This window comes from Imperialibacter roseus, from assembly GCF_032999765.1.
GTDB lineage: Bacteria > Bacteroidota > Bacteroidia > Cytophagales > Cyclobacteriaceae > Imperialibacter > Imperialibacter roseus.
Window position 1 is genome coordinate 450,561 of record NZ_CP136051.1, and the last position, 23,566, is coordinate 474,126.

The following is a 23,566-nucleotide window of genomic DNA, read 5'->3' on the forward strand; positions in this document are numbered from 1 at the left end:
CTCCGCAAAGTTAATTAACTTTTCGGAGCATTCAACTCAACATTACAAGTAATCTGAACTTCATCGGCTACCACGAGTCCGCCAGCCTCAAGCGCAGCATCCCATTTCAATCCATAGTCGAATCTGTTGATAGCGCCTGTTACTTTGAAGCCAGCTTTCATGCCTCTTCCTGTATCAACCTTGCCATTGTACTTAACATCGAATTTTACTGGCTTAGTCACATCACGCATGGTAAAGTTTCCTACCAGGAAGTACTTACCGCCTTCGTCGACGATTTTACCGCTGAACTTGATGGTTGGGAATTTTTCAGCATTGAAAAAGTCATCTGATTTCAGGTGGGTGTCTCTTCTTTCGCTGTCGGTATCAACTGAGGCAGTTTGAGCAGTGAATTCAACCGCTGCGCCAACAAATTTGTCATCACCTCCGGTTACAGTTCCTGAGAAGTCGCCAAAAGTGCCGTCAACTTCAGAAACAACCATGTGAGTGACGGTGAATTTGATGTTGGTGTGGGATTTGTCCAACTCCCAGCTTTGAGCAAAAAGTTGTGTGCTGGCCACTGCAAAAATAAGTGTAAGAAGTTTTTTCATAGTACAATAAGTTTATGTGTTGGTACAGATAACGGATTGCCTCAGCTATTGTTTTGCTAATAGACCAACTATCCGTTTTTAATGAAGTTTGCCAACACTTTCAGGACAGCTCCACCTTTAATGCCTCATTAAACAGATCAACTTCTTCTGCTTTTAATGCCAGCGAGGGGAGAAGGCGAATGGTATTGGGCTTTGCTTCGCCTGTAAAAATGCGATGCTTTACCAGTAAATCTTTCCTCACCGTTGTTTTCGTGTCAGGTAAGTCAAATCCTATGATAAGGCCTCTGCCCCTCACATTTTGACGGCCAACAAGTTCCTGAATTTCTTTGATCCATTGGCTGCCGAGAGAAAGGGTATTGTTCATTAATTTCTCGCTTTCCATCACCTCAAGCACAGCCAGGCAAGCCACGGCTGCCAGGTAGTTGCCGCCAAATGTCGTGCCCAGCATGCCACTCCACGGTTTGATGTCAGGGTGAATGAGCACGCCTCCCACAGGAAAGCCGTTGCCCATCCCTTTGGCAGTGGTGATGATGTGAGGTCTGATGCCTGCGTACTGGTGAGCAAAGAATTTGCCTGTGCGGCCATAGCCACATTGAATTTCATCGAGAATGAGAACACATCCCTTCTCCTTACACTTCTTGTCTATAAACTGCAGGAATGAGTCGTTCGGCATACGGATGCCACCAACGCCCTGGATGCCTTCTATAATGACCGCAGCTACGTCAGCATCCAGCGCTTCGGTAAAAGCCTGCTCATCGTTGAGCCGACAAAAAACGATTTCGTGACCGGCGTTGAACGGCGCCACGATCTTCGGATTATCGGTGGCAGCCACCGCACCGGATGTGCGGCCATGGAAGGCCTTGTCAAACGCAATGACCTTCTTTTTCCCGGTAACGAAGGAAGCCAGCTTCAATGCATTCTCGTTGGCCTCGGCTCCTGAGTTGCAAAGGAAAAGCTGATAGTCAGGATAACCAGACATGTTGCCCAGCTTTTCTGCCAACTCTTCCTGCTGGGGGTTCTTGATGCTGTTGGAGTAAAATGAAATTTTCGAAAGTTGCTCGCTTAACCTCTCCACATAGTGCGGATGAGAGTGGCCGATGGAAATGACCGCATGACCTCCGTAAAGGTCAAGGTATCTGTCGCCTTTGTTGTCCCACAGCCAGGAGCCCTGCGCTTTTACCGGTGTGATGTCGAAAAGAGGGTAAACGTCGAATAGTTTCATTTTGCTTGAGAATAAGGCAGCAAAGATGAAAAAAACGGCTGATTAACCTTAAGAAATTTGGACGGTTTTGTGCCTCTGCGCAAAGATTTCGGTCTCTGGAATTCGAGTGTCGTTTTAAAGCTGCAATCGACGGTTTCCAATGCTCAATTCGGAGTTTGTTACCCACTCAATCTCAAGCCCATACCACCCCCCTAGAGGGCTCCCAGTTCTCTGTTTGAGGCTGCTTTGTGAGAGGTCGTAAGTCCAGACTTCCGTCGCCCCGCTCCTTGTGGAAAAAAAGGCTAGCTTTTGACCGTCTGGTGAAATGCTTGGCAAGTAAGAAGACCAGGGATCATCAAATAGAATTTGAGAAGTTTTAGATTTTAAACTGTGCCTATATATAACCTGGTAATTATTTTCACTGCCGGAAAAATACACCTCCTCACTGTGTGGGCTGAGGGTAATTTTGTCAATCACGAAATTGGATGACTTCTCTAGAGCAAAGCTTTGCCTTCCAATGACTGGTTCTTTGAAGCTTCCATCTATTTTAATTCGCCAAACCAGATCATTTTCATTTTCATCGCCGTCAATGTAGTAAATCCATTCACCGTTGGGTGAAAATGTCATAGAACCTAAAGTCGTGGAGAAAACCGGCAAATTGATAGTAGTGTCTTTGCCGAGATCGTAAACTGATAGCTGGAGATCCTTTCCTGAAGGATCATTGGCGTCAAGCCTTCTGGAAAAAGCAATAAGTCTGCCGGAAGGTGCCCACTCGCATTCTTTTACATTGTGTTCTATCCGGCGTGGTTCGTTTGTGTAATAAGGGAAAATATATAGGTCAGGCGTATCACGCCAATTGCTATAGATATATCGAGTAATATAAGCCGCACTGTCCGTCGTCGGTGAGAACGAGATGTTTTCGGCATGGTCGTAAACCCAGGAGCCCTTTGTAAGTTGTTTGGGCTTAGAAGGAACCACCATGATGGTGTCATACTGGACGGAAGCCAGTCCTTTTTTATTTCCTGCTACGGTGACATAATAGGGTGTGCCATTGGTTAAATTCTCAATAGAAAGCCGGTTACCGTCTGTGAACAGCGTGGATACCCTTGTGAATTCAGCTTTTGCATCTGTAGAAACAAAGATGTCGTAGGAGTCTGGTTTGTTTCCCTTGACGGGAAGTGAACTGAGCGCTCCCGGCAGGAGACCACTACGACTAATGAACCCTAAGTCAATGCCAGACTCTTTTGGGTAACCAACAAGGTAAGACGGGCGAAGAGGTACATCCAAAAGATCTTCCTGCTGGCATGAGGATAAAGCAATAAAGCCGAAAATAGACAGAAGTGTAGCCAATTTTCTCATAAGGCATTTCATTTAATGTAAATATAAGACGTCCAATGCTTGAGTTTGGTAGGAAGTGGAGAATAAATATTCTACGGTTTATGCGAAGTTAACCAATTACAACCCCTCTTTTTTTCGTCTCTTCCTCATGCCATTTCTGGAACTGCTTGGTTACAGGCCCAACTTTCCCATCGCCAATCTGTCTGCCATCCACCTGAACTGCCGCTGCCAATCCACCCTCTGTGCCAGTGGTGAACATCTCGTCCATGTTGTACATCTCGGCAATCGTAATGTTCTTTTCCTTCCATTTCACACCATTTCTTTCAGCCAGCTCGAGCATAAGCGCTCTGGTAATACCGGGAAGGCAAAAATCAGCGAACGGTGTGATAAGCTCTCCCTTTTTTGCAAAGAAAATATTGGTTGTATTGGTCTCGCTCACGTAGCCATTCAGGTCAAGCATCACAGCGCCGTCGCAATTAGCATGGTTAGCTTCGATCTTCGCCAGGATATTATTGATCAGGTTGTTGTGGTGGATTTTTGAGTCCAGACACTGCGGGGAGTTGCGACGGATGGAGGACGTAATCAAGGTCAGACCTTGCTCAGTCGTGTAAATAGGCGCCTTCCATTCAGCCAGCACGATGAGTGTGGGGCCATACTGGTTCAATTTTGGATTCATGCCGGAGGTAATCTTTTTGCCTCTCGTGAGCGTCAGCCTGATATGCGCATCGCTCATCATGCCATTCACTTTCAGCGTTTCTACCACAGCCTTTTTCACTTCCTCTTTCGATGGAGTGCCTTCAAAAGCCATTGCTTTGGCTGAGTTGACCAATCTTTCGAGGTGTTCGTCCAACATAAACACTTTCCCGTCATACACTCTCAAGCCTTCCCAAACGGAATCGCCGCCCTGCACCACGCTGTCAAACACAGACACCTTGGCGTCTTCACGGGCGTAAAACTGGCCATCGATATATACTTTGATGTCGTTGTTTTTTGGGTTAGGTAATTTTGGATCCATGGGAAGAAAGTTATTGGTTAAAGGTTATTCGATAATGTGCAGGTAGACTAAAAGGTAATTAGTTAAGTACAAGGGGCTAATGGCGAATTTTCCAAGGTTTGTCGGGTGTTTTTTTGGTGTAATTTACACTTTGACAGCACTTTTGTAAAGCTCTTCATATAGTTCAATGCTTTCATCCATCAGCGGCTGCAGGTCGGGCCGGATTTTCTCATTTTTAGGAGTGTACTGGGCAAAGCCAGTCGACTTATGCACGTTGTGGTACCAATAGGGAGCCCAGGCTCCATCTTCCGGCCTTGCACCAGCTTCCCATGCCAGCATTTGTTTGTAAAATGGGATACCAACAAAGCTGCAAAACGCTCTGAGCATCCCTTCTGGGTTAAGCAGAAGGTCTTTTGAATCGAAAATAAATGTTTCTTTGCCTGCGGCTTTTAGTTTCTTAAAGAGCTCTAGTTGCTTGTCCAGCCCGGTATCACGTAGCGCAGGGTGCGGCAGCTGATTAACAAGCGACGGAAGCATTTCCCTTGGGTCACGAATGAGAAACAGATTGACCAGCTCATCAAGAAACGATTCATCGAGGCCAACGAGGTGGTGGCACATGTTTTTGATAAAGTAGACCGGTTTACCGTTAAAGCCCAGGATAGTTTTGGAGATAATTTTGTCGGCGTTTTTTTCCAAAACTTCCAGCAAATGGTCTTTCCCCGGATGCTCCGACCCCGTTGTTTTTAAGTAGTAACCATATAAAGGCTCATCCACCACCGCCGTGTCGGGGCGCTGAGCAAATGAGTACATCAAAGCGGTGGAAACATTGCGTGGGCCGGACCAAACTGAAATGCGAAGCGTCATAGACTGATGATGAAAAGCGAATATATTTTGATTTGGGTGTAAATGGTAGTAATACAATCGGTTTCGGTGATAAATACCCTTTTAAGCTTTCATCCGTGCATCCGTTTGATGATTTTTGCATGCCATTGAGTTAAGAGCATTTTACCCTTTCATTCCCTAAAGGGCTCAATTAACATTGGGTTCCCCCTTTAGGGTTGGGGTTAGAAAGGTGATATCGACCGCTAACCTCTTAACTCAATGACGTTGATCCTCATGGATATGACCGACCAAACTTCCTCTGTAATTTTGAATAAAACAAGGCTTCGCATTGCCGTGGCTTCTATCTTTTTTGTGCACGGTCTTAACTTTTCCAGCTGGGCAGCAAGGATTCCCGATATACAGCTTAAACTGGGACTTAGCGAAGCAGCCCTGGGCGGTGTGCTGTTGATTTTGCCGTTGGGCTCTCTTGCTTCTTTACCGTTTTCCGGAGTCATTATCGACAAGCTAGGCAGCCGTCTGGTGGTGCTGGTTGCAACACTTGGGTACGCTCTCACTTTGCCTTTTCTCGGTTTTTCATCCAGCGTGGCTATGCTGAGTGTCGGGCTCTTCATTTATGGTTTTTTTGGGAATACGGTGAATATCGCTGTGAATACACAAGCCATCGGGGTTCAGACACATTACGGGCGAACCATTATGGCTTCATTTCACGGCACCTGGAGCCTGGCGGGCTTCACCGGAGCGGGCATTGGCACGCTGATGGTGGCGCTCGGTATAGAGCCGCAGATTCATTACCTGATCATGCTGGCATTGGTGGTTGTTATTCTTTCGATCAATTACCCTCATACACTTAAGGAAGATGTAAACCGCAATACCGGCAAATTCAAGTGGGTAAAACCTGACGGAACCCTGGTAAAAATTGGACTCATTGCCATGTGTGGTATGATGAGCGAGGGTTGTATGTTCGACTGGAGCGGAGTTTACTTCAAAAAAGTAGTAGAGGCGCCGGATGCGTGGGTGCCGCTGGGTTTCAGTGCATTTATGATGACCATGGCCGGGGGGCGGTTTATCTCCGACCGGCTCACAAATAGATTTGGAATAGGCACGGTCTTGAAAGGTAGTGGTATTCTTATTGCCAGCGGGCTGCTGTTCGCTGTGGCTTTACCCTATTTTGCAACAGCACTGATTGGGTTTCTTTTGGTAGGTTTTGGTGTGTCGTCGGTGGTGCCTCTTGCCTATTCAGTGGCTGGAAAATCTAAAACCATGTCGGCGGGTATGGCGCTAACCATGGTGAGCTCTATTTCTTTTCTTGGGTTTCTTTTAGGCCCGCCTCTCATTGGGTTTATTGCCGAGGCCAGCAGCTTGCGTGCATCTTTCCTTTTCATCGCTGTTATTGGCAGCCTGGTGGCTGTGATTACGTCGATGAGCAAGACAATACAAAGGGCTTAGGTCATGGATCAGAAGCGATAGGTGCCGGTAAAGTACAGGGTTGTGAAGATAGGGTTGAAAACTGAGAACCGAAACCCATTGCTTATTTCATAGTCCAATCCCAGATAGATATTTTTCTTTCCTAAACCTGCTCCCACAACAATTCCCCTTTCCATTTTTTTATCAGACTGGTCGGCGAGCGTTTCGGTGTCGGAAGTGTAAAAATGGCGCTGTGTCAACACTTTTTCTTTAACGAGAAACCCATTTAACATCCCGCCTTGAAAATAGATTTCAGTTCCTGAGTTGAGTGGGTGGATATATCTAAACATCGTATGAAGCTTGATATAGCTAAACTGGTAGGTTGTTATCTCGTAGTTGTCAGCGTTTGCCGCAGTTCGATTACTGGCCTCAGCATTGATTGAAGTAAACCGAAGGTTATTCTGAAGTGCCCAGCTCGTTCGGGGGATTTTTGCGTACAAGCCAATTCCTAAGCTCGGGCTGAATGAGGACGGAATATCTTTATTGAAAGTGCCGTCCTTAGTGTTCACAATGGCTGCGACTGCGCTAATCTCGGGTCTAAACTTCATAGTCTCCGTTGCTGCCACATAGGTAGAGCCGTTGTTGTATTTGTCAACGATATTGATCAAAGCTTTCTGTTTGAACTCAAGTTTTTCAAAATCTTTAGCCACAAAAGTGCTATTGTCCTTCATTAAATTGTAGAGCTCATTTTTATAACCCTCATTGGTTTTCACTTGAGCAACACCAGTTGATGTTGTGATGCTTGATACTGTACCATCTGGATTGGTCGAATAGTAGTATTTTCTGTAGGTAAGCTCTTTAGGTGGGGATGCCCCTTTGGAGACAAAGTAGTGTGATTTATCACTTGCGTCGATTAGACCATAGAGTTCAATGGTTCCATTTACCAGGTTTCTAACAAAAACCGTCTTGTTTGTCAGGGTCGGCTCAGCCTTTGTGTCTAGTTTTTTTAAGTCCATTGACCCAAAATCGATTTCAAGGTTAAAAGAAGTGAAAACCTCTTTTACATCGTCGTCCAAATAGATTGTAAGTGACTGTGCGTTTTCTGCTGTGTAAGTGGTGACTGTGCCATTCTGGTGACGAAATTCGAAGGAAGTTGGGGTCTCTTTTCGTGCTTCATAATTGATTTCGCCTTGCAATAACGTTCCATCAGAAGTTACCAACTCGCCAGGTAGTAGTTGCTTTTGTGAAAAGGCAGCTGAAATGGAGGATATCAAAAGTATCAAAAATAGATTGGCGCATTTATTATTACTCATCGATATTTTTTGAATTTTGGTAAGGATATAAATAATCGATAAATAAATAAAATATTTACTAAATTATAGCTAGCGAGCACTTTGCTTCAAATGCTACTTTTTACTTTTTCGGCTGATACATCATCAAGTCATCAATCAACGTATTGACTTTGCGCACCTCCATTTTCTCCACCAGGCGGGCATGGTCCTTACCGCTTGTATCCCAGGTGTTGGTGCCGGTTGAGTCGACCGACATGTGGCCGGTTTGAATGCTGTAGTAGGGATCGTAGCCCTTTACAGCTACCAATACTGCCGTCTGATCCCAGCTCATGCGCCCTGCTGAGTCTTGTGGATCTAATGGAATAGAAATGCGAAAGACATCTTTTACGGGGCTGTTTTTGATAGCTGCGTTATTGATCAGAGGAAGTCCCGTTTTGATTTTTTGCCCAATATGAAATCCGCTAAGTAGGATAGGCGTCGGCCACTCTTCCATCACCTGCATCGATGCGATAGGATCTCTTTTTACGTTGTATTCCGCCCCGGTTGGAAACCAGCCTGCCATGCTTACCAGCTGCTTCACCTTTTTGGCCACAAGCTGCTTGCCGCTCAGGTCGCTGAATTGGTCGGGAGCCGAGTTGAGGAGGTTGGCAAGATTGGTGAAAAAGCCCACCGTAACGACGGTCACACTGCCGTCGGGTTGCGCTGCTAATACCTTGCGGTAGACCTCCACTGCAACTGGCGCTTCGTCATTTGACTGTAGCCGATGGGGGTAATTAGCAATTACCGAATCGGTCCAGTGCTGCTTGTCGGTGTCGGCTACCGATGGGCCTTTAGGCACACCGATGGGCAAGCCTGGCCTTCCAAAATAAGTATTGAACACGTCAATAGCCGCAGCTGCGTTCGGGTGGCTACAGCTGGCAACGGTCGCCAGAATGTTCACCTGACCACTGTCGGCCAATGCATGGAGGAGGGTGATCGCTCCGACATCATCGTAGTCCGGCCCAAAGTCCGTGTCGAAGATCAATTGAACGGATTCTGTCTGGGTTTTGGCTTTATCATCACAAGCCGCACTGCCAAGGAGAACGACTACAGCTGTTAGGAGACTAAAATTCTTCATCTTTTTTTGCTACAATATATTGCTAACTGTCACTCTATAGTTTCTCTCCTTTTATCAAAGTCACCGACTTGATCGACTCTTCCTTCAGGTGCAGAAACTTCTTTCTTTCCTCGTCTTTCATATATGCCTCGAAGTCGGTTTGTGATTCGAAGCTTACATAGTGAATTTCGTAGGGTTCTTCTATCGCAATGTCGATATACGACTCCTTCGATGGACGAAGCCTGAAATGCAGCTTCCCATTGTAGATGGGTATTCGTGGAATGGCGATGGCTTCAAATTGATTGAAGATATCTTCCTTTCCTTCTTTGATGTAGATAAGTTGGGTGAGGTATAGCATGTTTTTTTGATAGGCTCAGCTAAAAGTTTTCTATTGCTCCATCCAACTTCTGAATTCCTGCGCTTTTTTCCTACTGACAGTGATCTCTTCCGTCGGACTCGGCGATAGTTTTAACAGTACTTTACCCGTTGGGTCATTTTTCATAGAGACGATGGCTCTCCGCTGAGCGATACACTGCCGGTTGACTCTGAAAAAATCAGTTTTTTCCAGCCATTGTTCCAATTGATCGAGCGTGTCGTCTAAAGTGTATTCTTTGCCTTCGAAGGTTTGTAGCGCATTGAAGTCGCCCACCTTGTGCACGTAAGCAATACTTGAAGAGGCCAGAGGGACTTTGGTTTTTCCAAAGTTGGCTAAAATCGTCTTTCTGGACACGGTATTTGCTTCCTGGGCTCCTGCTTTTTGCTCAAGCCTCGCCTCATAATATGCCCTCATATAGAGCAGACCGTAGGCCATTTGAATGATGGTGACAATCAGGCACGCAAAAGGCACATCGTATGCGAAGACTACGGCGACATTGAACTCAGGTGGTCTGGTCATGAAGAATTCGTTGTAGAAAAAGCTCACCAGCACAGTTAGCAGCACAGTAAACCCGTACACAACAAACCCCTGGATAAAGGCCCGAAGAGCAGCTTGCCCCTCCCAGGCCACTCTCCTGTCAAGGTGTACAATGGTTGCTCTTGTGACTGTAAAAATAATGCCGATCACCAATATGGCCGTAGCTACGTCGAGGTAGTAAATAGGGGTGCTGAGCAGGTCTTTGAGCGAAGCCGTCTCGCCTGTATGGCGGTAAAGCACCCCAAAGAAGGGAACAAGCAGCCAAAGCCACATGTCCTGGTAGCGATGTGAACGATGCTCCATATTTCACAAATATAGTTTTTCGCTAAATCTGTTTGTTGGGATTTTTCGGACTGTTCTTTCGGGTGCTTAAACGGTCATTTCGGGCGCTCAATTTGTTCTTTCATTCTTAAAAAGGCCGTAGCAAGCTAACGGATGCGCTTTTGTGACGTTCAACGCACTGTAAAAAAAAACTCAGCAGAATGAAAAGGAACTTAAAAAGAAAGATGCTCCTGAACAGTTACCTGTTGCTCGCCATTATGGGTTGCCAGCATGCAACAGAAGCTCAGCAACTGCCGTCACTAAAAGTTAGTGTGCTTTGCCAGGGGTTTGGTCATAGCCTGTCGGGCGTGCCCAACCCTTCATTGTCGTATGGCCTAAGGGTGGGCACCGAGTGGAGTTACTTTACCAAAGGTATTTTTAGCGTTGGTCAGGATGTCAACCTGGGTTGGTATGTGCACAAGCGCATGCAAAATTCCTGGATGGTGTCGACGGCACCCACAATCCGCCTCGCCACCAAAGGAGGCTTCGAAGCTTATTTCTCACTGGGGGCTGGCAAGGCAGTTAACCTGATGGCTCAAAACGGCTACAAAGACAATGGCGACGGAACCTTCACCAGAGAGTATCATGCATTTTATTCACCGTGGCTTCTCACAGGCTCTCTGGGCATTGGCTACAATCTGGGCAAACGTTCGAACCTGAATATGACTGTTTTTGCCGAAACGCAAACGATAGCCGAGCTGGTGCGAAATCAGTATACACCTGTTTTCCCCCACCATTTGTTCCACATAGGAGCAAGAATTCCTTTTTCCTCCAACTTTTAATGTACTACAATGAAACCCACCAATTTTTTTATTGTTTCCACTTGCCTGCTGTTTAGTTCCTGCGCCGGAGAAGTGGCTCCAGGCCCTGAGGTGTCGGATTGCAACACGAGTGCCTATGAAGTGCCGAATGCGACTTTTTATGAATCATTGCTTAAAGAATACTGGATTGAAACTGGTAGTCCGGGTGTGGTGGCCATGATCAGCCAACCCGGGAATACCTGGGCTGGGGCCGTTGGGCAAGCCGACCTGGAAAATGGTACTGCTATGCAGACTTGCCACCAGTTTCAGATCGGCAGTATTTCCAAGATGTTTACTGCCGCCACAGTGCTGTTGCTCCAGGAGGAAGGAAAAATTGACATCGACGAAAAGGTGAGCACCTATTTGCCGCAGCTGAAAGGCAACATTGAACATGTTGACAGAATGACGGTGAGGCAGCTATTGAATCATACGGCTGGTGTACCAGATTACTACTACATGCAAGCGTATACTTTTGACATGATGAACGACCCGTCGTCGATCAAGCGCTCGGCAAACGAGGCATTGCGGAAGTATAACTACGGCAAGAAGGCGGACTTTTTTCCGGGCGAGGGGTGGAACTACAGCAATTCGGGTTATGTGATGCTGGGTTGGATAATTGCGGAGGTAACCAAAAAGCCGTTTGAAGCTGTAGTAAAAGAGAAAGTGATTGACCCTGTCGGTTTGACGGATACTTACATGGTTGACTTTAGGAACCCCCGCCGGGCTAAGAACTATGTTGACCTGAGTGGCAAGGGAGTGCTGATTGAATCGTCGAAATATGATGATGGCGTGATAGGCACCCCGGAAGGCGGCGTGGTGAGCACCGTGCAAGACCTGACTGCGTTTGCCCGTGGGCTCTTCGCCGGAGCATTGCTGACAGCTGAGTCGCTCAGCGAGATGATGTTTGTTCCTTGCGGACCGGATGCTATTGACGAAGGGGTTTGCGGATACACCCTTGGGTTGAGCTACTGGAAGAATACTGCCTATGGCGACGCTTTTGGGCACAGCGGTGGCGAAGTGGGCATGGAATCGCTCTTGCTTTTTTTTGTTGAACACGACGCCGTTGGGGTGTTTTTCAGAAACCGAAATGGCCCTTCGAGAAAGCAGTTTCTTTTCGATATGTTGTTGAAAGAATAAAAAAGCTGGTCCTCAGAGTATCGGGGGCCAGCTTTTCATCGTATTCAGTCCCTATATGTAATTGTAGAGCAGATGTACCTTGAATGTGGAGTGTTCTACTTTCAATTCCTCAAAAAACCGCCTCGTAAACCCACCCAGGTCATAGCTTTCAATTTCTTCCAGTAGCACCCATTCAAACTCCTCTGCTTCGTCGTTCAAAACCACGTGCGAGGAGTTGGTTTTGCAAAGGAAGTCGATAAATATAAAGTGCCTTTGGGCTTCAAATGTGTCGCTGTAAACGGCTTCCTGCAGGCTGATGAGTTGGATGTCAAAGATCTCGAGGCCAGTTTCCTCCTTTACCTCACGAATCAATGCATCTTCCATTTTTTCGCCCAGCTCTATGTGACCGCCGGGGAAAACATATTTGTCTCCCCATTTCTTTGACTTACATAGCAAGACTTTGTTCTCGGGGTTGAAAATAATGGCACCGACTGTTGGTTCGGGGTATTGTTTCATGCTTGAATTACTTGTAACGAATTGTGCCCACATATGATAGTGGGCACAAAGTCAAGTTAAGCAAAAAACAACAATCTCTTCTCTATTATCAGGGAGACACTATGTTTTTAACGGGTAGCATTAAAAGGCTATTTCCTCTGTCTTATACCCCACAAAGGAAACAGCCAGGGCTCCACTTTTGCTTTCGGTCACGAGCCTGAAAGACCCGTCAAGGTCGGACACGGTGCCTGAAGTTGTGCCTGTCAGGATGATGCTTGCGCCGGGAATTTCTTCGCCATCTTCTGTTGCCACTACCCCGGTGATTACAGTCTGGCTACCATTTTGCTCCGACTTCTTGATGGTAACCTTCAATGGCTCGCCGACAATGGTTGGTGTGGCTGGTACTTCCAACTCGACATTGCCATCCAGTGTGAAGAAGACTGGTAAAATCATTCGAGTGCGCACTTTTTTACCTCGTTGCAGTGCGGGTGTCCACTCCGGAGAAGAGGTGACCACCCGTATGGCTTCTTCGTCGCAGCCACTACCAATTCCTTTTATCACTTTGGCGTCCGACACTGTTCCGTTCTTGTTTACAACAAACTCGACAAACACTTTTCCCTCCGTTCCAGCGGCTTTAGCCTGAGGAGGATAAGTGAGATTGGTACTGAAATATTTGTAGAGGTTGTTCATGCCACCGGGAAAGGCAGGCAGCTCTTCCACCACTGTAAAGATTTCTTTGGCAGCATCATCTGCAGCCACTTCGATCTCTCTAACTGGTTCATTACCAGATTGCTGTTCGCAGGAAACGAAAAAAAAGAACAATAGCCCAACGGGGGCTGTGGCGGCAAGCTTCCACCACCTTACTTTTAATTTATCAGACTTGATCATGGCAATTCTTTTTAATGTTAAAGATTTATTGAAGTGATTCGCTATGTGGTAGCCGGCTCCGTTCAGAGCCAGCCTGGCAATAAGGCTGCAGTACACCTGCTCTTCCCCTTCCCTTACCGACAACTCGTCGGCTCGGTACTCATGAGCTTCTACAAGGGCATTTTTTAGCACATAAATGGAAGGATTGAACCAGAATAGGATTCGCAGGAGTTCTACAAAAAGAATGTCGAGACTATGCCATTCTTTATAATGCACTAGTTCGTGTGCAATTATTTTGTTTTTAGCGTTCTCATTGAGATCACCTAGCTGCCCGATGAAGACAAGGTTGAAGAAAGAAAAGGCATAGTCGGTGCTATCCACCTCGTAAACTTTCACTGGCCCAATATTTTTGACAAAACGGCCGGTAGAGCTTTGTTTCAGCAGAGCAGTTATTCTTAATATAAACTGAATGAGAAGTACTGCCACTACGACCCAGTACAGCCAAAAGCAGATGGTCAGAAGGCTGATAGATTCGGGAGTCGCTGGCGTAGAGGCTTTTTCTGCCGTCAGCAGAATGGCAGGCAGATAATATCCATTGATGCTCATCTGATTGGTTGCCAGCGAGCTAAAGACTGTACTGAACGACAGCAATGGCAAGAACGCCGCCGCCGCTATCATGCCGAGTAGCAGTAGGCGCTTTAAAAGAAATGTTTGCTCTTTTTGCAGGAGGACAAGGTAGGCCAGTCCAAATAGCAGCAGGCCAATGTTTGCTTCGATCAGGTATGACTGATAATTGTTCATTCTTGTTGTTTTTTTACTTCTTCCATCAATTTTTCGATTTCTTCTTCTGAAAAGTTGTTTTCCTTCACGAAGAAGGATACCAGGCCTTCAAATGACCCGTTGAAATACCCTTTTAGAAAGTTGTTCAGGTAGAAGACGGTGTATCTTTCTTTGCTGATAATAGGGTAGTACTCATGTGTTTTGCCATAGGCTTTGTGATCGAGAAAGCCTTTTTTTTCCAAAATTCTCACCGTCGTCAAAACGGAATTGTAAGCCGGTTTTGGATCGGGCATTTTCTCCAACACGTCTTTTACCAAGCCCTTTTTTAAGGCCCAGAATATTTTCATTATCTGCTCTTCTACTCTCGCTAATTCCTTCATGCTAAATTTTAAAACTAATTAATTAAGAATAAAACTAATCGATTAGTTTTTAAGTTCAAATAGTAAAGTGTAAATATTTTTTCGGTGGGTAAAAGCAAAAAAGGCACCCCAATCGGGATGCCTTCAAATTTTCGAGTGCTCTAGTTTACTAGCTGAACCTTTTCAAAATCACCGTTGCATTGTGCCCCCCAAATCCGAAAGTGTTACTCATCACATAGTCCACTTTCCTGGATTGCGCCTTGCCTACTGTGAGGTTCAGGCCTTGCGGTAAGCCGGGATCGAGGTTTTGGATGTTGATTGTGGGTGGCACGAGTTGTTTTTGAATGGCCATGATTCCTGCCAGTGCCTCGATAGCTCCAGCGCCACCAAGTGCATGCCCTGTCATAGATTTGGTAGAGCTGATGTTCATCTTACTGGTGTGTTCTCCAAAAACGGAAACAATACCCCTCAGTTCACTTGGGTCTCCCACGCCGGTTGAGGTTCCGTGCGTATTGATATAGTCGATGGCCTCAGGGCCTATCTCGGCATCTTCCAGCGCTGCCCTCATGCCCAGAGCGGCTCCTTCGCCTTCGGGGTGGGTGGCTGTGAGGTGGTAGGCATCGGCCGACATGCCACCGCCTACGATTTCTGCATAGATTTTTGCTCCACGCATCGTGGCATGTTCCAGGCTTTCCAGAATAAGAGCTCCTGCTCCCTCGCCGATGACGAATCCGTCACGGTCGGTGTCATAAGGGCGACTGGCTGTTTCAGGGCTTTCGTTTCTGGTCGAGAGCGCCTTCATGGCACCAAAGCCACCTACACCAGTTTCGTTGATTGCAGCTTCTGAACCACCGGTAACAAACGCCACCGCTTTGCCCCACCGGATGTAGTTGAAGGCGTCAATAAGAGCTGTGTTGGAACTTGCGCACGCTGAAACGGTAGTGAAGTTTGGCCCCCGAAGTCCATTTCTAATAGAAATGATACCGGAGGCGATGTCGACAATCATTTTCGGAACTAAAAATGGATTGAACCTTGGCGTGCCATCGCCAAGAGCGAATTCTGAGATATTCTCCTGTAACGTGAGCAGTCCGCCGTTTCCGGATGCCCAGATTACTCCCACTTTGTCTTTGTTGAGGTCGGAGAATGCAAGAATGCCTGAATCGGCGAGGGCTTGCTCGGATGCGGCAATGGCATATTGAGAAAACAGGTCATTCCTCCGAACCTCATTTTTGTCCATATACTGTAAGGGGTCAAAACCTTTGACCTCGCAGGCAAAACGAGTCTTGAATTTTGATGCATCAAAACGTGTAATGTTGGCAGCGCCAGACTTTCCGGCGGCCAGGCCGTCCCAGAATTCTTTGACCGTATTTCCAAGCGGGGTGATGGCTCCAAGGCCTGTAATAACTACTCTATGAGGCTGTTGCATGGTTGTATGTAAGCGTTAATATTTATTTCAGATGGTTTATTTGTTTAATCCCAAATCGGTTTTGATGCCCTTGATCAAATCACTGAAAGTTTCATTTCCCATGAGCCTGGCTATTTGCACGCCCGCCGCCAGGTTGGTAATGATCATTGTTGCTTTCGTTTCGGGTTTCATGTCGAACGCAAACATACCTTCAGCTTTCCCCATTGCCAAAAGATTGGTGACCCAGTCATGAATAAGGCGGGTTAGGCCCTTCATCACATTCGTCATATTCTCCGGCAACCCGTAGAATTCAACACTGATGGCACCCACCAGGCAGACTTTGTCATTTTCTGAGTTTATTGAATAGGTTTGAATGAAGGCATCCAGTTGTTCCTCAAGCGACAATGAGGCGGTTTCTTCCTTAAAGTCTTTGAACCGCTGTATGGCGCTCCTGATTACTTCAAGGCCCAGCACTTCTTTGGTAGGGAAGTGATAGTGAACAGCCGCATTTTTCACACCCAAGGTATGAGATATCTCATGGTAGCTAAAGGAGTTGTATCCTTTGCTGCGGATGAGCTCTTCAGCCAAATCCAGTATCTGCTGACGTGTATCAAGGCGTGCCACAGCGCAAACTTACTTACTAATTAGTAAGTTTACAAGTATCATGCTGTTGATGGGAGATAGTTAGTTTTTTTATTAGCGAGATTTAGATCTTCCGAGAGGAAGACGATTGTCAAATCAAATTTTTAAAGATTACCTTGGTCAAGCCGTTTTTTGATATCGACTATCTCCTTTTTTATCACGCTTAAGTCATTCTCTAATGCGTCTTCCACTGCTATAAAGCCCACTTCTACTTTTTTTGAGAACCGTTCCATAGCCTCAATGGTCAGCTGTGAAGTTTCCTGAATTTTCTTTTGCAAGGAATCATTATTCAATTGGAGTTGATTTTCTAGTTCGATAAACCCCACCTTCATCTCATTCCTTAGTCTTCCGATTTCATTCAGTGCTTTATCCATGACTTTGTGATTTCTATTTCAAATATAACAGAAAACGATTTACGAAAAGTCGACATTAACCTAAATTCAATCGAGAAAGCCCTTCCTGAGCACCCTTCCAGCCCCTGTTTTTATTGAGCCATCGGGTTTTACAGAAATAATTCCATTAACAATGACATAACTAATACCTTCCGGATACTGATGCGGATTTTCAAAAGTCGCTTTGTCGGCAATGGTCTCGGGGTTGAAGACGACCAGGTCGGCGAAGCTGCCAACTGCGATGCTTCCCCGATTCGTCAGGCCCAGGCGGGCAGCTGGAAGTGAGGTCATTTTTCGGATGGCTTCCGGCATCGGGATCACTCCCAGTTCCCGGCTATAGTGACCAAGCACCCTGGGAAAAGTGCCATAACTTCTCGGGTGGGGGTGCCCATCGCCCGGCTCAACCAACGAACCGTCGCTGGCCACCATGGCCATAGGGTGCTGCATAATCCGCTGCACGTCTTCTTCGTTGATGACATGGAAAATGCAGGAGGCTCCCCCGTTTTCCTGGGCTTTCATGACGAGCTCGGCACCAGTGGAAACGGTGGGCTGGAGGCCTTCCATTTCAGCCCAGTCCTTTAAGGTTTTCCCTTCCAGCTCTGGCTTCCATTTAACTCGGCCGAATTGTACCCTGTTCAAATCTCCACCTCCTCTGTCGTTGAGGATATTGAATTCCACTCCCGCTTTTATGTCCGATCTTGTTTTTTTGTCGTTTAGCCGGATCCTGTACTTTTCAATCCCGCCTTCCATTGCCCATGCAGGAATGAGCACCGAAATCCCTGTTTGGCTGGCAGTATATGGATACTGATCCATCATCACGTCGAGGCCAATAGCCCTGGCAGAATCGACCATGGCCAATGTTTTTTTGCTGGCGCCCCACATGGGGAGCCCAATGGCTTTGTGATGAGTGAGCACAACAGGTATCGTCGCTTCCTGCGCAATTTGAATGGCCTCCTGCACCCCCTCAATCAGTCCAAGGCCTTCTTCTCTCAGATGTGAGGTATAGATTCCACCGTACGACGCTGCAACTTTTGATAGCGCAATGACTTCGTCCACTGTTGAAAATGCTCCTGGCAGGTACTTAAGGCCCGTTGATATTCCGAAGGCACCCGCCTGCATGGCAGTGTCGATCTGCGCTTTCATGGCGGTGAGTTCTGCCGGGGTAGGTTTCCTGTCCTCCAAACCCATGATGTTGCTTCTTACGGTGTTATGACCCACAAGGTAGGCGACATTGGGGCCCAATTTGACTTCAGCAAGTGAATCCAAATAGGGTTGAAATGGCCAGGGACTGCGGCCATCGGGTCCACCCAGGGTGAGCGTGACCCCTTGCCTTAGGTGGGAGGAGGCCGAGGGAATTTGCAGCAGCCGCTCAATATGTGTATGAAGATCGATGAAACCAGGAGCAACCGCCAGGCCGGAGGCGTCGATGGTGTCCTTACCGCCGTGTTTTAGCTTTCCAATGGCGGCAATGGTGTCGCCATTGATGGCAATGTCACTGAGGATGGGCTCATTGCCGAGGCCGTCGTACACCTGGGCATTGAGAATGACCAGATCGTATGGCATATTTTGCTGACAGCCAGCAAAAAGAGTAACACCTGTGAATAGGCCTAATAACAGATATTTCATAGTGGGTTTGGCTTTTTGATGATAGAAGTTGCAAAAAAAAGGCATTGACTTTAACCAATTCTTATATGACTGGAAACTTGGCAGCGGCTAATTTCCCAGAATACCTCGATGATGGCTATTTATCTGATTCTTTTGCCTTATTTTGCCGGAAGCACACCTTCATTTGGCTTAACTCGTCTTTTTGTTGATTGTGTGTGCATTTGTTAATTATGAGATTCCTTTTTAGTATCATTTTCACTGTTTTTCACCTTAGCTATCTGCTGGCAGAGGGATCTCAGGATGTGGTACCTCTCAACGACGCAGAGTATCCTTCCACTTTCTATCGGGATTATTTTCACGAGTTGAGAAAGAAAGCAAACAGAGATAGTGTGATTGTGTGGCTGAAGGACGAAATCGGCAAGCAGGAGCAGTTAGGTCATACAGTCAATATCGTCAATCTGCAAATTATACTCGGCCAACTAAGCCGATCTGTATCAAGAACAGATGCTTATTTGGTTCTTGAGAACGCATTGAATGCTGCCCGGAAACTTGATATGCGCTATGAGGAAGCACTGGCCCACCTTGAAATAGGTAACGTATACAATTCAGTGGGCTCCAAAGAAGAAGCGTTGCAGCATTTTTTATTAGCGGCGGAGCTTTCGGAAACAAGCAACTATCCTGATCAGGCCTTTCGGGCTTATTATCACGTCGCTAACCTTCACTACTCCTCCGACAACTACAAAGAAGCGCTTGCGGCGCTTGATAAGGGGTTGCATTTTTTTTCCATTGAAGAATGGATGGAGCGGGACAAATTTACAACGACAGACGTAGTCAGTGCCTATAACACCATGGGGCTCTGTTACTATGCGCTTCAGAATTATCCGGAAGCTATCGATGCCTATGACAAAGGATTGATGGTTGCAGGTAAGCGACGAAGTGACATGTGGGTTGGGCTTATCCATGGCAACATGGGCAATGTCTTCTTCAAGCAGGGAAAGCTTGATTCGGCCGAAATGCTGATTAAAATTGACCTCAACGTTAGTAAAAAGCACAAAGCTTTCCGCAGCATCGCTTCCGACTACCTTGCCATAGCCAGTATATATCAAGGCCGTAACGATCTTTTGACAGCTCAAACATATTTTGACTCAGCCTATCAGGTCATTAGTCAAAATATGATGTCGTACGCCAGTTATTTCAAACGAAGAGCTGAGTTGGCTTATGCCATGGGGGAATATAAAAAGGCCATCGACTTTAAGAATACTTACGACGCCATGGCAGATTCCGTCGAAAAAGTAAAGAAGTCTAAAGAGCTTGCTTTGATTCAGTCAAACAATGATTTCAAAACCAAGCTGGAAACATTACAGCTTCTGGAAAAGGAAAATGAGCTAAAGGACAAAGAAATAGCCTATAAAAATGTGCTTATTTATGGAGGCGCCTTCGTCACTTTGCTTGCTGTTGTACTGGCAATAGTGCTGAACAGAAGTAATCAATTAAAAGTCAAGCTTAACAAAGAGCTCGAAAAGGAAGTCGAGAGGAGAACGGAACGACTGGCCAGCACGGTAAAAGAACTTGATACATTTATATATCGGCTGTCTCATGACTTCAGACGCCCGCTTACAACTTTGATCGGGCTCGACTCATTGGGTCGCACGCTAAGCAAAGACCCGGAAACAAGTGAGCTGTTTTCTAAGGTGGGAAAGACCGCTAAGCAAATGGACAGGATGTTGCTGAAGATGACATATATCCACGAAGTCAATACTTTGGAGCCAACTATTGTTCAGACTAACTTGAGGGACGTTGTGCAGGAAGTGATAGCTGGATTTGACGATGACTTCTCAGCTTTGAAAATGCAATTGATTGTAGAAGTGCCTGATGAAATGATCGTTGCAACCGACACACGATTTTTGCAATTAATACTCACTAATCTTTTGGAAAATGCTTTCATTTTCACCGATGAGGGAAAAGAGCAAAAGATTATCAAGGTCAGTTCCAGATTAACTGAAAAGGGATGGGGAATTTTGATCAGTGACAATGGCGTAGGTATTTCACACGAAATCAGAAGCAGAATATACGAGCCTTTTTTCAGAGGAAGCCCAATTTCTCAGGGCAATGGCCTTGGCCTTTATTTGGTGAGGAAGGCCATGAGCAAGCTCAAGGGAAGGGTGGTTGATTATAACGGCGACCAGGGAGAAAGCGTCTTCATGCTTGAGTTCTTTATCTCCTGATCGGGCTTTTTCATTTCTTATTTTCAAACCAGCTTAGTGTATGTTTTAGTTGCGACCGACCACCGACTGTGAGTCGTTTTCAGAAACCTCATTACGAAATATTTCGTAGAACTTCTTGCGAGTTCAAAATCAGTTCCTATATTTGAACTACGAAAGCATTCGTATATCACAGAAATCACAATGAGCAAAAGCACACCGACAGATGCAGAACTAGAGGTACTTAATGTCCTTTGGACAAAAGGGCCCTCTACCGTAAGAGAAATCAATGAAATGCTGAGCAAGGAGAAAGAGGTGGGTTACACTACCACACTCAAGATCATGCAAATTATGACGGTGAAGGGCTTGCTCGAAAGAGATGAAAGCAGCAGAACCCATGTGTACAAGCCCCTGATGAAGGAGAGCGATACGCAGCGAACCATGATGGATAAGCTACTCTATTCGGCTTTTGGGGGCTCGGCTTCCAAGCTGGTGATGCAGGCACTCGGCAATAATAAAACAACAAAAGCTGAGCTGGATGAAATCAGAAAATTTCTGGATGATCAGCTCGAAAACAAGAAAGGAGAACGGGAATGAACATGCTTCGACCTTACTTATCTGACACACTTGTGCAAGCCCTTGGGTGGACATTTCTCCACTCTTTGTGGGTAGGGGCACTGTTAAGCGTTATTTTTCTCGGTGTGAGATGGATCATGAAGTCTTACAGTGCGCAGTCCAAATATGTAGCCGGACTTTCATTCCTTAGCTTGCTCCCCGCCATTATGCTGCTGATTTTTGTTTACACTTTTAACGAGTTGGCCCATGTGAGCCCTTCCAGCACGCCGGAGATGGAGGTGGGCACAACCCAGCTGGCTGAGTTTACCACAGGAGCTGCTGATGTAGTATCGCAAACGGCTGAAGTACCATTTTATGTAGGATGGCTGGACGAAATCAGGACTTATTATTTTTACAAATACCATTCGTTTCTGGTGACAGTTTGGCTTATTGGAGTGGCCTTGCTGTCAGCTCAAAATATTGGAGGCTACTTCTATTCCGGGAGGCTTCGCAAGCAGGGACTTTTAGAGCCCGGTGAGGAGTTGATAAAAGCATTTAATTCATTGCTTAAAGCTTCCGGAGTGAGTAAAGGCGTCCTCCTTATGGAGTCCCTACTCGTGAAGGCGCCAGTGCTTGTGGGCTATTTTAAACCCGTCATTTTGCTCCCAATCGGCCTGGCATCCAGCTTGTCGGCCAGCGAAGTGGAGGCTATCCTTGCCCACGAAATAGCCCATATTCGTCGCCATGATTTCCTTGTCAATATCCTGCAGTGCTGCGTGGAGGTGCTTTTCTTTTATCACCCTGGTGTTTGGGTGATTGGCTCAGCCATCAGAAGCGAAAGAGAAAACTGCTGTGATGATATAGCCGTCCGGTTAAGTGGCAACAGCATGAGCCTGGCTTTGGCACTCACCCATGTGGAAGAGTGGAAACTGACCAGCAACGTGGCCTTAGGGTTTTCAGGTAATAGAAACTCATTACTCAATAGAATAAAAAGGATAATCAACGACAAAACAATGAAAGCACAAAACAGAGACGGTAATTTGCTGGCCATAGCCATTATTGCCGGCCTTTGCCTGAGCACGCTCACGGCATTGAAAGGAATCGATTATGAAATGGTACAAGAAATACCCGCTCAGGAGGAAGTGGCGCAGGAGCCAATAGAGGTGGAGCCAGCAATAGAGATGACAGAGCCTGTTCAATCTGAGGAGCCTTTTGTAGTTGCTGAAGTTGAACCTGTGGAAGAGCGTGAAGCCACTGTAGCGGTGGTGGTAAGCGCTGACACATTGATTCAAGGGGAAGCTGCTCCATTGCCAGCGCTGGCCCCGGTGAGCGATCGGGCTAGTATGCTCCCTTTACCAGGAACTCCCCCCTTACCCCCAATGGATGCGGTTTTGCAGGCAGGTTCTCCCGACATGTACTCGCTGGCAGCCCCGAGAGCCAGGTGGAGCTATTCCCAGTCAGCTGATAGGGTATGGGAGGCAGCAGCAACAGGAAGCGACACTGTCGTTTGGGATGCGCCCGCACCTGCAGACACACGGGAATTTGCAATGCACATGCAGGATATGGCCCGGGAAATGGCTCATATGCAAGAGCACATGGCGAGGGAAATGGCTGAAAGGGCTGTTGAAATGAGCAAGGCCGCAGAGAACATGTCGCTTCATCATGAGGAAATGGCCTCAGAAATGGCCCGACATCAGCAGGAGATGGCCGAGGAAATGGCGGAACGACACAGGGAAATGGCAGAAAAGCATGCGTTAATGGCGCAGGAATTTGGTGAAAAACATCAGGAAGAAATGCTGAAGCATCAGGAGGAAATGATGAATGAGCAAAAAAAGATGTTTGCTATTCAGCAGACTGAAATGAAGAAGATGGAAGCCGAAATGAGATTGCACGAGGAGAAAATGAAGGTCTTCGAGAAGGAACTCAGGTCAGAGCTGGTGAAGGATGGTATTATCTCTTTAAAGGACGACCATTTCAAACTAAGGATCAACGGGAAAGAGCTGACGGTTAATGGAGACAGGCAGTCTGCCGAGATGTACAAAAAGTACCGAAAACTTATTCAGGAGAAGTTTGGCGATGGCTACACGTTTGATGAGGATAGCAATGAAGAAATGAACATGAGTTTTAGTTTTTAATTTCAAGTCCATATAAAGTTGAAAGGCTGGCTTCAGGGTCAGCCTTTTTTTATGTGCAGGCATGGAGCCTTTGACTTGTAGAAAATTTCCATCTGCCAGGCAAGGAAAAGGCATCTGTTGCCGTTTGTATAGGTTGTAGTACCATAGCTTCACCTTCCCTTGGCTTGTGATAAAATATAATTCTAATTTTGGCTCCGGAAGTTCACCTGGCCTAATCCTTTCATC

At 46.4% G+C, this 23,566-nt stretch carries 22 protein-coding genes; 6 read left to right on the plus strand and 16 right to left on the minus strand.

Features of this window, described 5'->3' with window-relative positions; genetic code table 11:
- Positions 1-14: 14 nt before the first annotated feature.
- From RT717_RS01925 to RT717_RS01945, 5 genes are all read right to left on the minus strand, one after another.
- Positions 15-587 (minus strand): YceI family protein, encoded by a 573-nt coding sequence (locus RT717_RS01925; protein WP_317490056.1) that lies wholly within the window; start codon positions 585-587, stop codon positions 15-17.
- Between the two features lie 100 nt (positions 588-687).
- Positions 688-1,809 (minus strand): aspartate aminotransferase family protein, encoded by a 1,122-nt coding sequence (locus tag RT717_RS01930; RefSeq protein ID WP_317490057.1) that lies wholly within the window; start codon positions 1,807-1,809, stop codon positions 688-690.
- Positions 1,810-1,923: 114 nt separating this feature from the next.
- On the minus strand, positions 1,924-3,147 hold the full coding sequence (locus RT717_RS01935; RefSeq protein ID WP_317490058.1) for a TolB family protein: 1,224 nt from the start codon (positions 3,145-3,147) through the stop codon (positions 1,924-1,926).
- Positions 3,148-3,235: 88 nt separating this feature from the next.
- Complete coding sequence (locus tag RT717_RS01940) at positions 3,236-4,141, minus strand: aminotransferase class IV (protein ID WP_317490059.1); 906 nt, start codon at positions 4,139-4,141, stop codon at positions 3,236-3,238.
- 123 nt (positions 4,142-4,264) lie between these two features.
- Positions 4,265-4,984, minus strand: coding sequence for a sulfotransferase-like domain-containing protein (locus RT717_RS01945; RefSeq protein ID WP_317490060.1), 720 nt, complete (start codon positions 4,982-4,984; stop codon positions 4,265-4,267).
- Between the two features lie 237 nt (positions 4,985-5,221).
- On the opposite strand from RT717_RS01945, the gene RT717_RS01950 reads away from it, so the two are divergent.
- Positions 5,222-6,409, plus strand: a complete 1,188-nt coding sequence (locus tag RT717_RS01950; protein ID WP_317490061.1) for an MFS transporter — start codon at positions 5,222-5,224, stop codon at positions 6,407-6,409.
- Positions 6,410-6,417: 8 nt separating this feature from the next.
- Here the strand turns inward: RT717_RS01950 and RT717_RS01955 are convergent, their stop codons facing one another.
- The 4 genes from RT717_RS01955 to RT717_RS01970 form a co-directional block, all read right to left on the minus strand.
- Entirely contained in the window at positions 6,418-7,680 is a 1,263-nt protein-coding gene (locus tag RT717_RS01955) for a porin family protein (RefSeq protein WP_317490062.1), read from the minus strand.
- 100 nt (positions 7,681-7,780) lie between these two features.
- Positions 7,781-8,776 carry a nucleoside hydrolase gene (locus RT717_RS01960; protein ID WP_317490063.1) on the minus strand — a complete coding sequence of 332 codons (996 nt, stop codon included), beginning with the start codon at positions 8,774-8,776 and terminating at the stop codon, positions 7,781-7,783.
- 34 nt (positions 8,777-8,810) lie between these two features.
- A complete protein-coding gene (locus tag RT717_RS01965; RefSeq protein WP_317490064.1) occupies positions 8,811-9,113 on the minus strand; it encodes a DUF1330 domain-containing protein in 303 nt (100 codons plus the stop codon).
- 30 nt (positions 9,114-9,143) lie between these two features.
- Entirely contained in the window at positions 9,144-9,971 is an 828-nt protein-coding gene (locus RT717_RS01970) for a LytR/AlgR family response regulator transcription factor (RefSeq protein ID WP_317490065.1), read from the minus strand.
- Positions 9,972-10,150: 179 nt separating this feature from the next.
- Here RT717_RS01970 and RT717_RS01975 point away from each other — a divergent pair, with 179 nt between their 5' ends.
- Together RT717_RS01975 and RT717_RS01980 are read left to right on the plus strand one after the other, a co-directional pair.
- Positions 10,151-10,771: a hypothetical protein gene (locus RT717_RS01975; RefSeq protein ID WP_317490066.1), complete on the plus strand. Its 621-nt coding sequence runs from the start codon at positions 10,151-10,153 to the stop codon at positions 10,769-10,771.
- A 9-nt stretch (positions 10,772-10,780) separates the two neighbouring features.
- Positions 10,781-11,926, plus strand: coding sequence for a serine hydrolase domain-containing protein (locus RT717_RS01980; protein WP_317490067.1), 1,146 nt, complete (start codon positions 10,781-10,783; stop codon positions 11,924-11,926).
- 51 nt (positions 11,927-11,977) lie between these two features.
- On the opposite strand, the gene RT717_RS01985 is transcribed toward RT717_RS01980, so the two are convergent.
- The 7 genes from RT717_RS01985 to RT717_RS02015 form a co-directional block, all read right to left on the minus strand.
- Positions 11,978-12,421, minus strand: a complete 444-nt coding sequence (locus tag RT717_RS01985; protein ID WP_317490068.1) for an NUDIX domain-containing protein — start codon at positions 12,419-12,421, stop codon at positions 11,978-11,980.
- Between the two features lie 120 nt (positions 12,422-12,541).
- A complete protein-coding gene (locus RT717_RS01990) occupies positions 12,542-14,068 on the minus strand; it encodes a TonB family protein (protein ID WP_317490069.1) in 1,527 nt (508 codons plus the stop codon).
- Entirely contained in the window at positions 14,065-14,427 is a 363-nt protein-coding gene (locus tag RT717_RS01995; protein WP_317490070.1) for a BlaI/MecI/CopY family transcriptional regulator, read from the minus strand. Before RT717_RS01995 ends, RT717_RS01990 begins: the two co-directional genes overlap by 4 nt.
- Before the next feature lie 148 nt (positions 14,428-14,575).
- Positions 14,576-15,832, minus strand: coding sequence for a beta-ketoacyl-ACP synthase II (gene fabF, locus RT717_RS02000; protein WP_317490071.1), 1,257 nt, complete (start codon positions 15,830-15,832; stop codon positions 14,576-14,578).
- A gap of 36 nt (positions 15,833-15,868) precedes the next feature.
- Positions 15,869-16,435 (minus strand): TetR/AcrR family transcriptional regulator, encoded by a 567-nt coding sequence (locus tag RT717_RS02005; RefSeq protein ID WP_317490072.1) that lies wholly within the window; start codon positions 16,433-16,435, stop codon positions 15,869-15,871.
- A gap of 122 nt (positions 16,436-16,557) precedes the next feature.
- Positions 16,558-16,827, minus strand: a complete 270-nt coding sequence (locus RT717_RS02010; protein ID WP_317490073.1) for a hypothetical protein — start codon at positions 16,825-16,827, stop codon at positions 16,558-16,560.
- A gap of 66 nt (positions 16,828-16,893) precedes the next feature.
- Positions 16,894-18,471 carry an N-acyl-D-amino-acid deacylase family protein gene (locus tag RT717_RS02015; protein ID WP_317490074.1) on the minus strand — a complete coding sequence of 526 codons (1,578 nt, stop codon included), beginning with the start codon at positions 18,469-18,471 and terminating at the stop codon, positions 16,894-16,896.
- 209 nt (positions 18,472-18,680) lie between these two features.
- Here RT717_RS02015 and RT717_RS02020 point away from each other — a divergent pair, with 209 nt between their 5' ends.
- The 3 genes from RT717_RS02020 (at position 18,681) to RT717_RS02030 (ending at position 23,341) form a co-directional block, all read left to right on the plus strand.
- The gene (locus RT717_RS02020) at positions 18,681-20,675 is read left to right on the plus strand and encodes a tetratricopeptide repeat-containing sensor histidine kinase (RefSeq protein ID WP_317490075.1); all 1,995 of its coding nucleotides are present in this window, start codon (positions 18,681-18,683) and stop codon (positions 20,673-20,675) included.
- Between the two features lie 180 nt (positions 20,676-20,855).
- Positions 20,856-21,248 carry a BlaI/MecI/CopY family transcriptional regulator gene (locus RT717_RS02025; protein WP_317490076.1) on the plus strand — a complete coding sequence of 131 codons (393 nt, stop codon included), beginning with the start codon at positions 20,856-20,858 and terminating at the stop codon, positions 21,246-21,248.
- Entirely contained in the window at positions 21,245-23,341 is a 2,097-nt protein-coding gene (locus RT717_RS02030; protein ID WP_317490077.1) for a M56 family metallopeptidase, read from the plus strand. The genes RT717_RS02025 and RT717_RS02030 overlap by 4 nt, the downstream gene beginning before the upstream one ends.
- Positions 23,342-23,566: the final 225 nt, after the last annotated feature.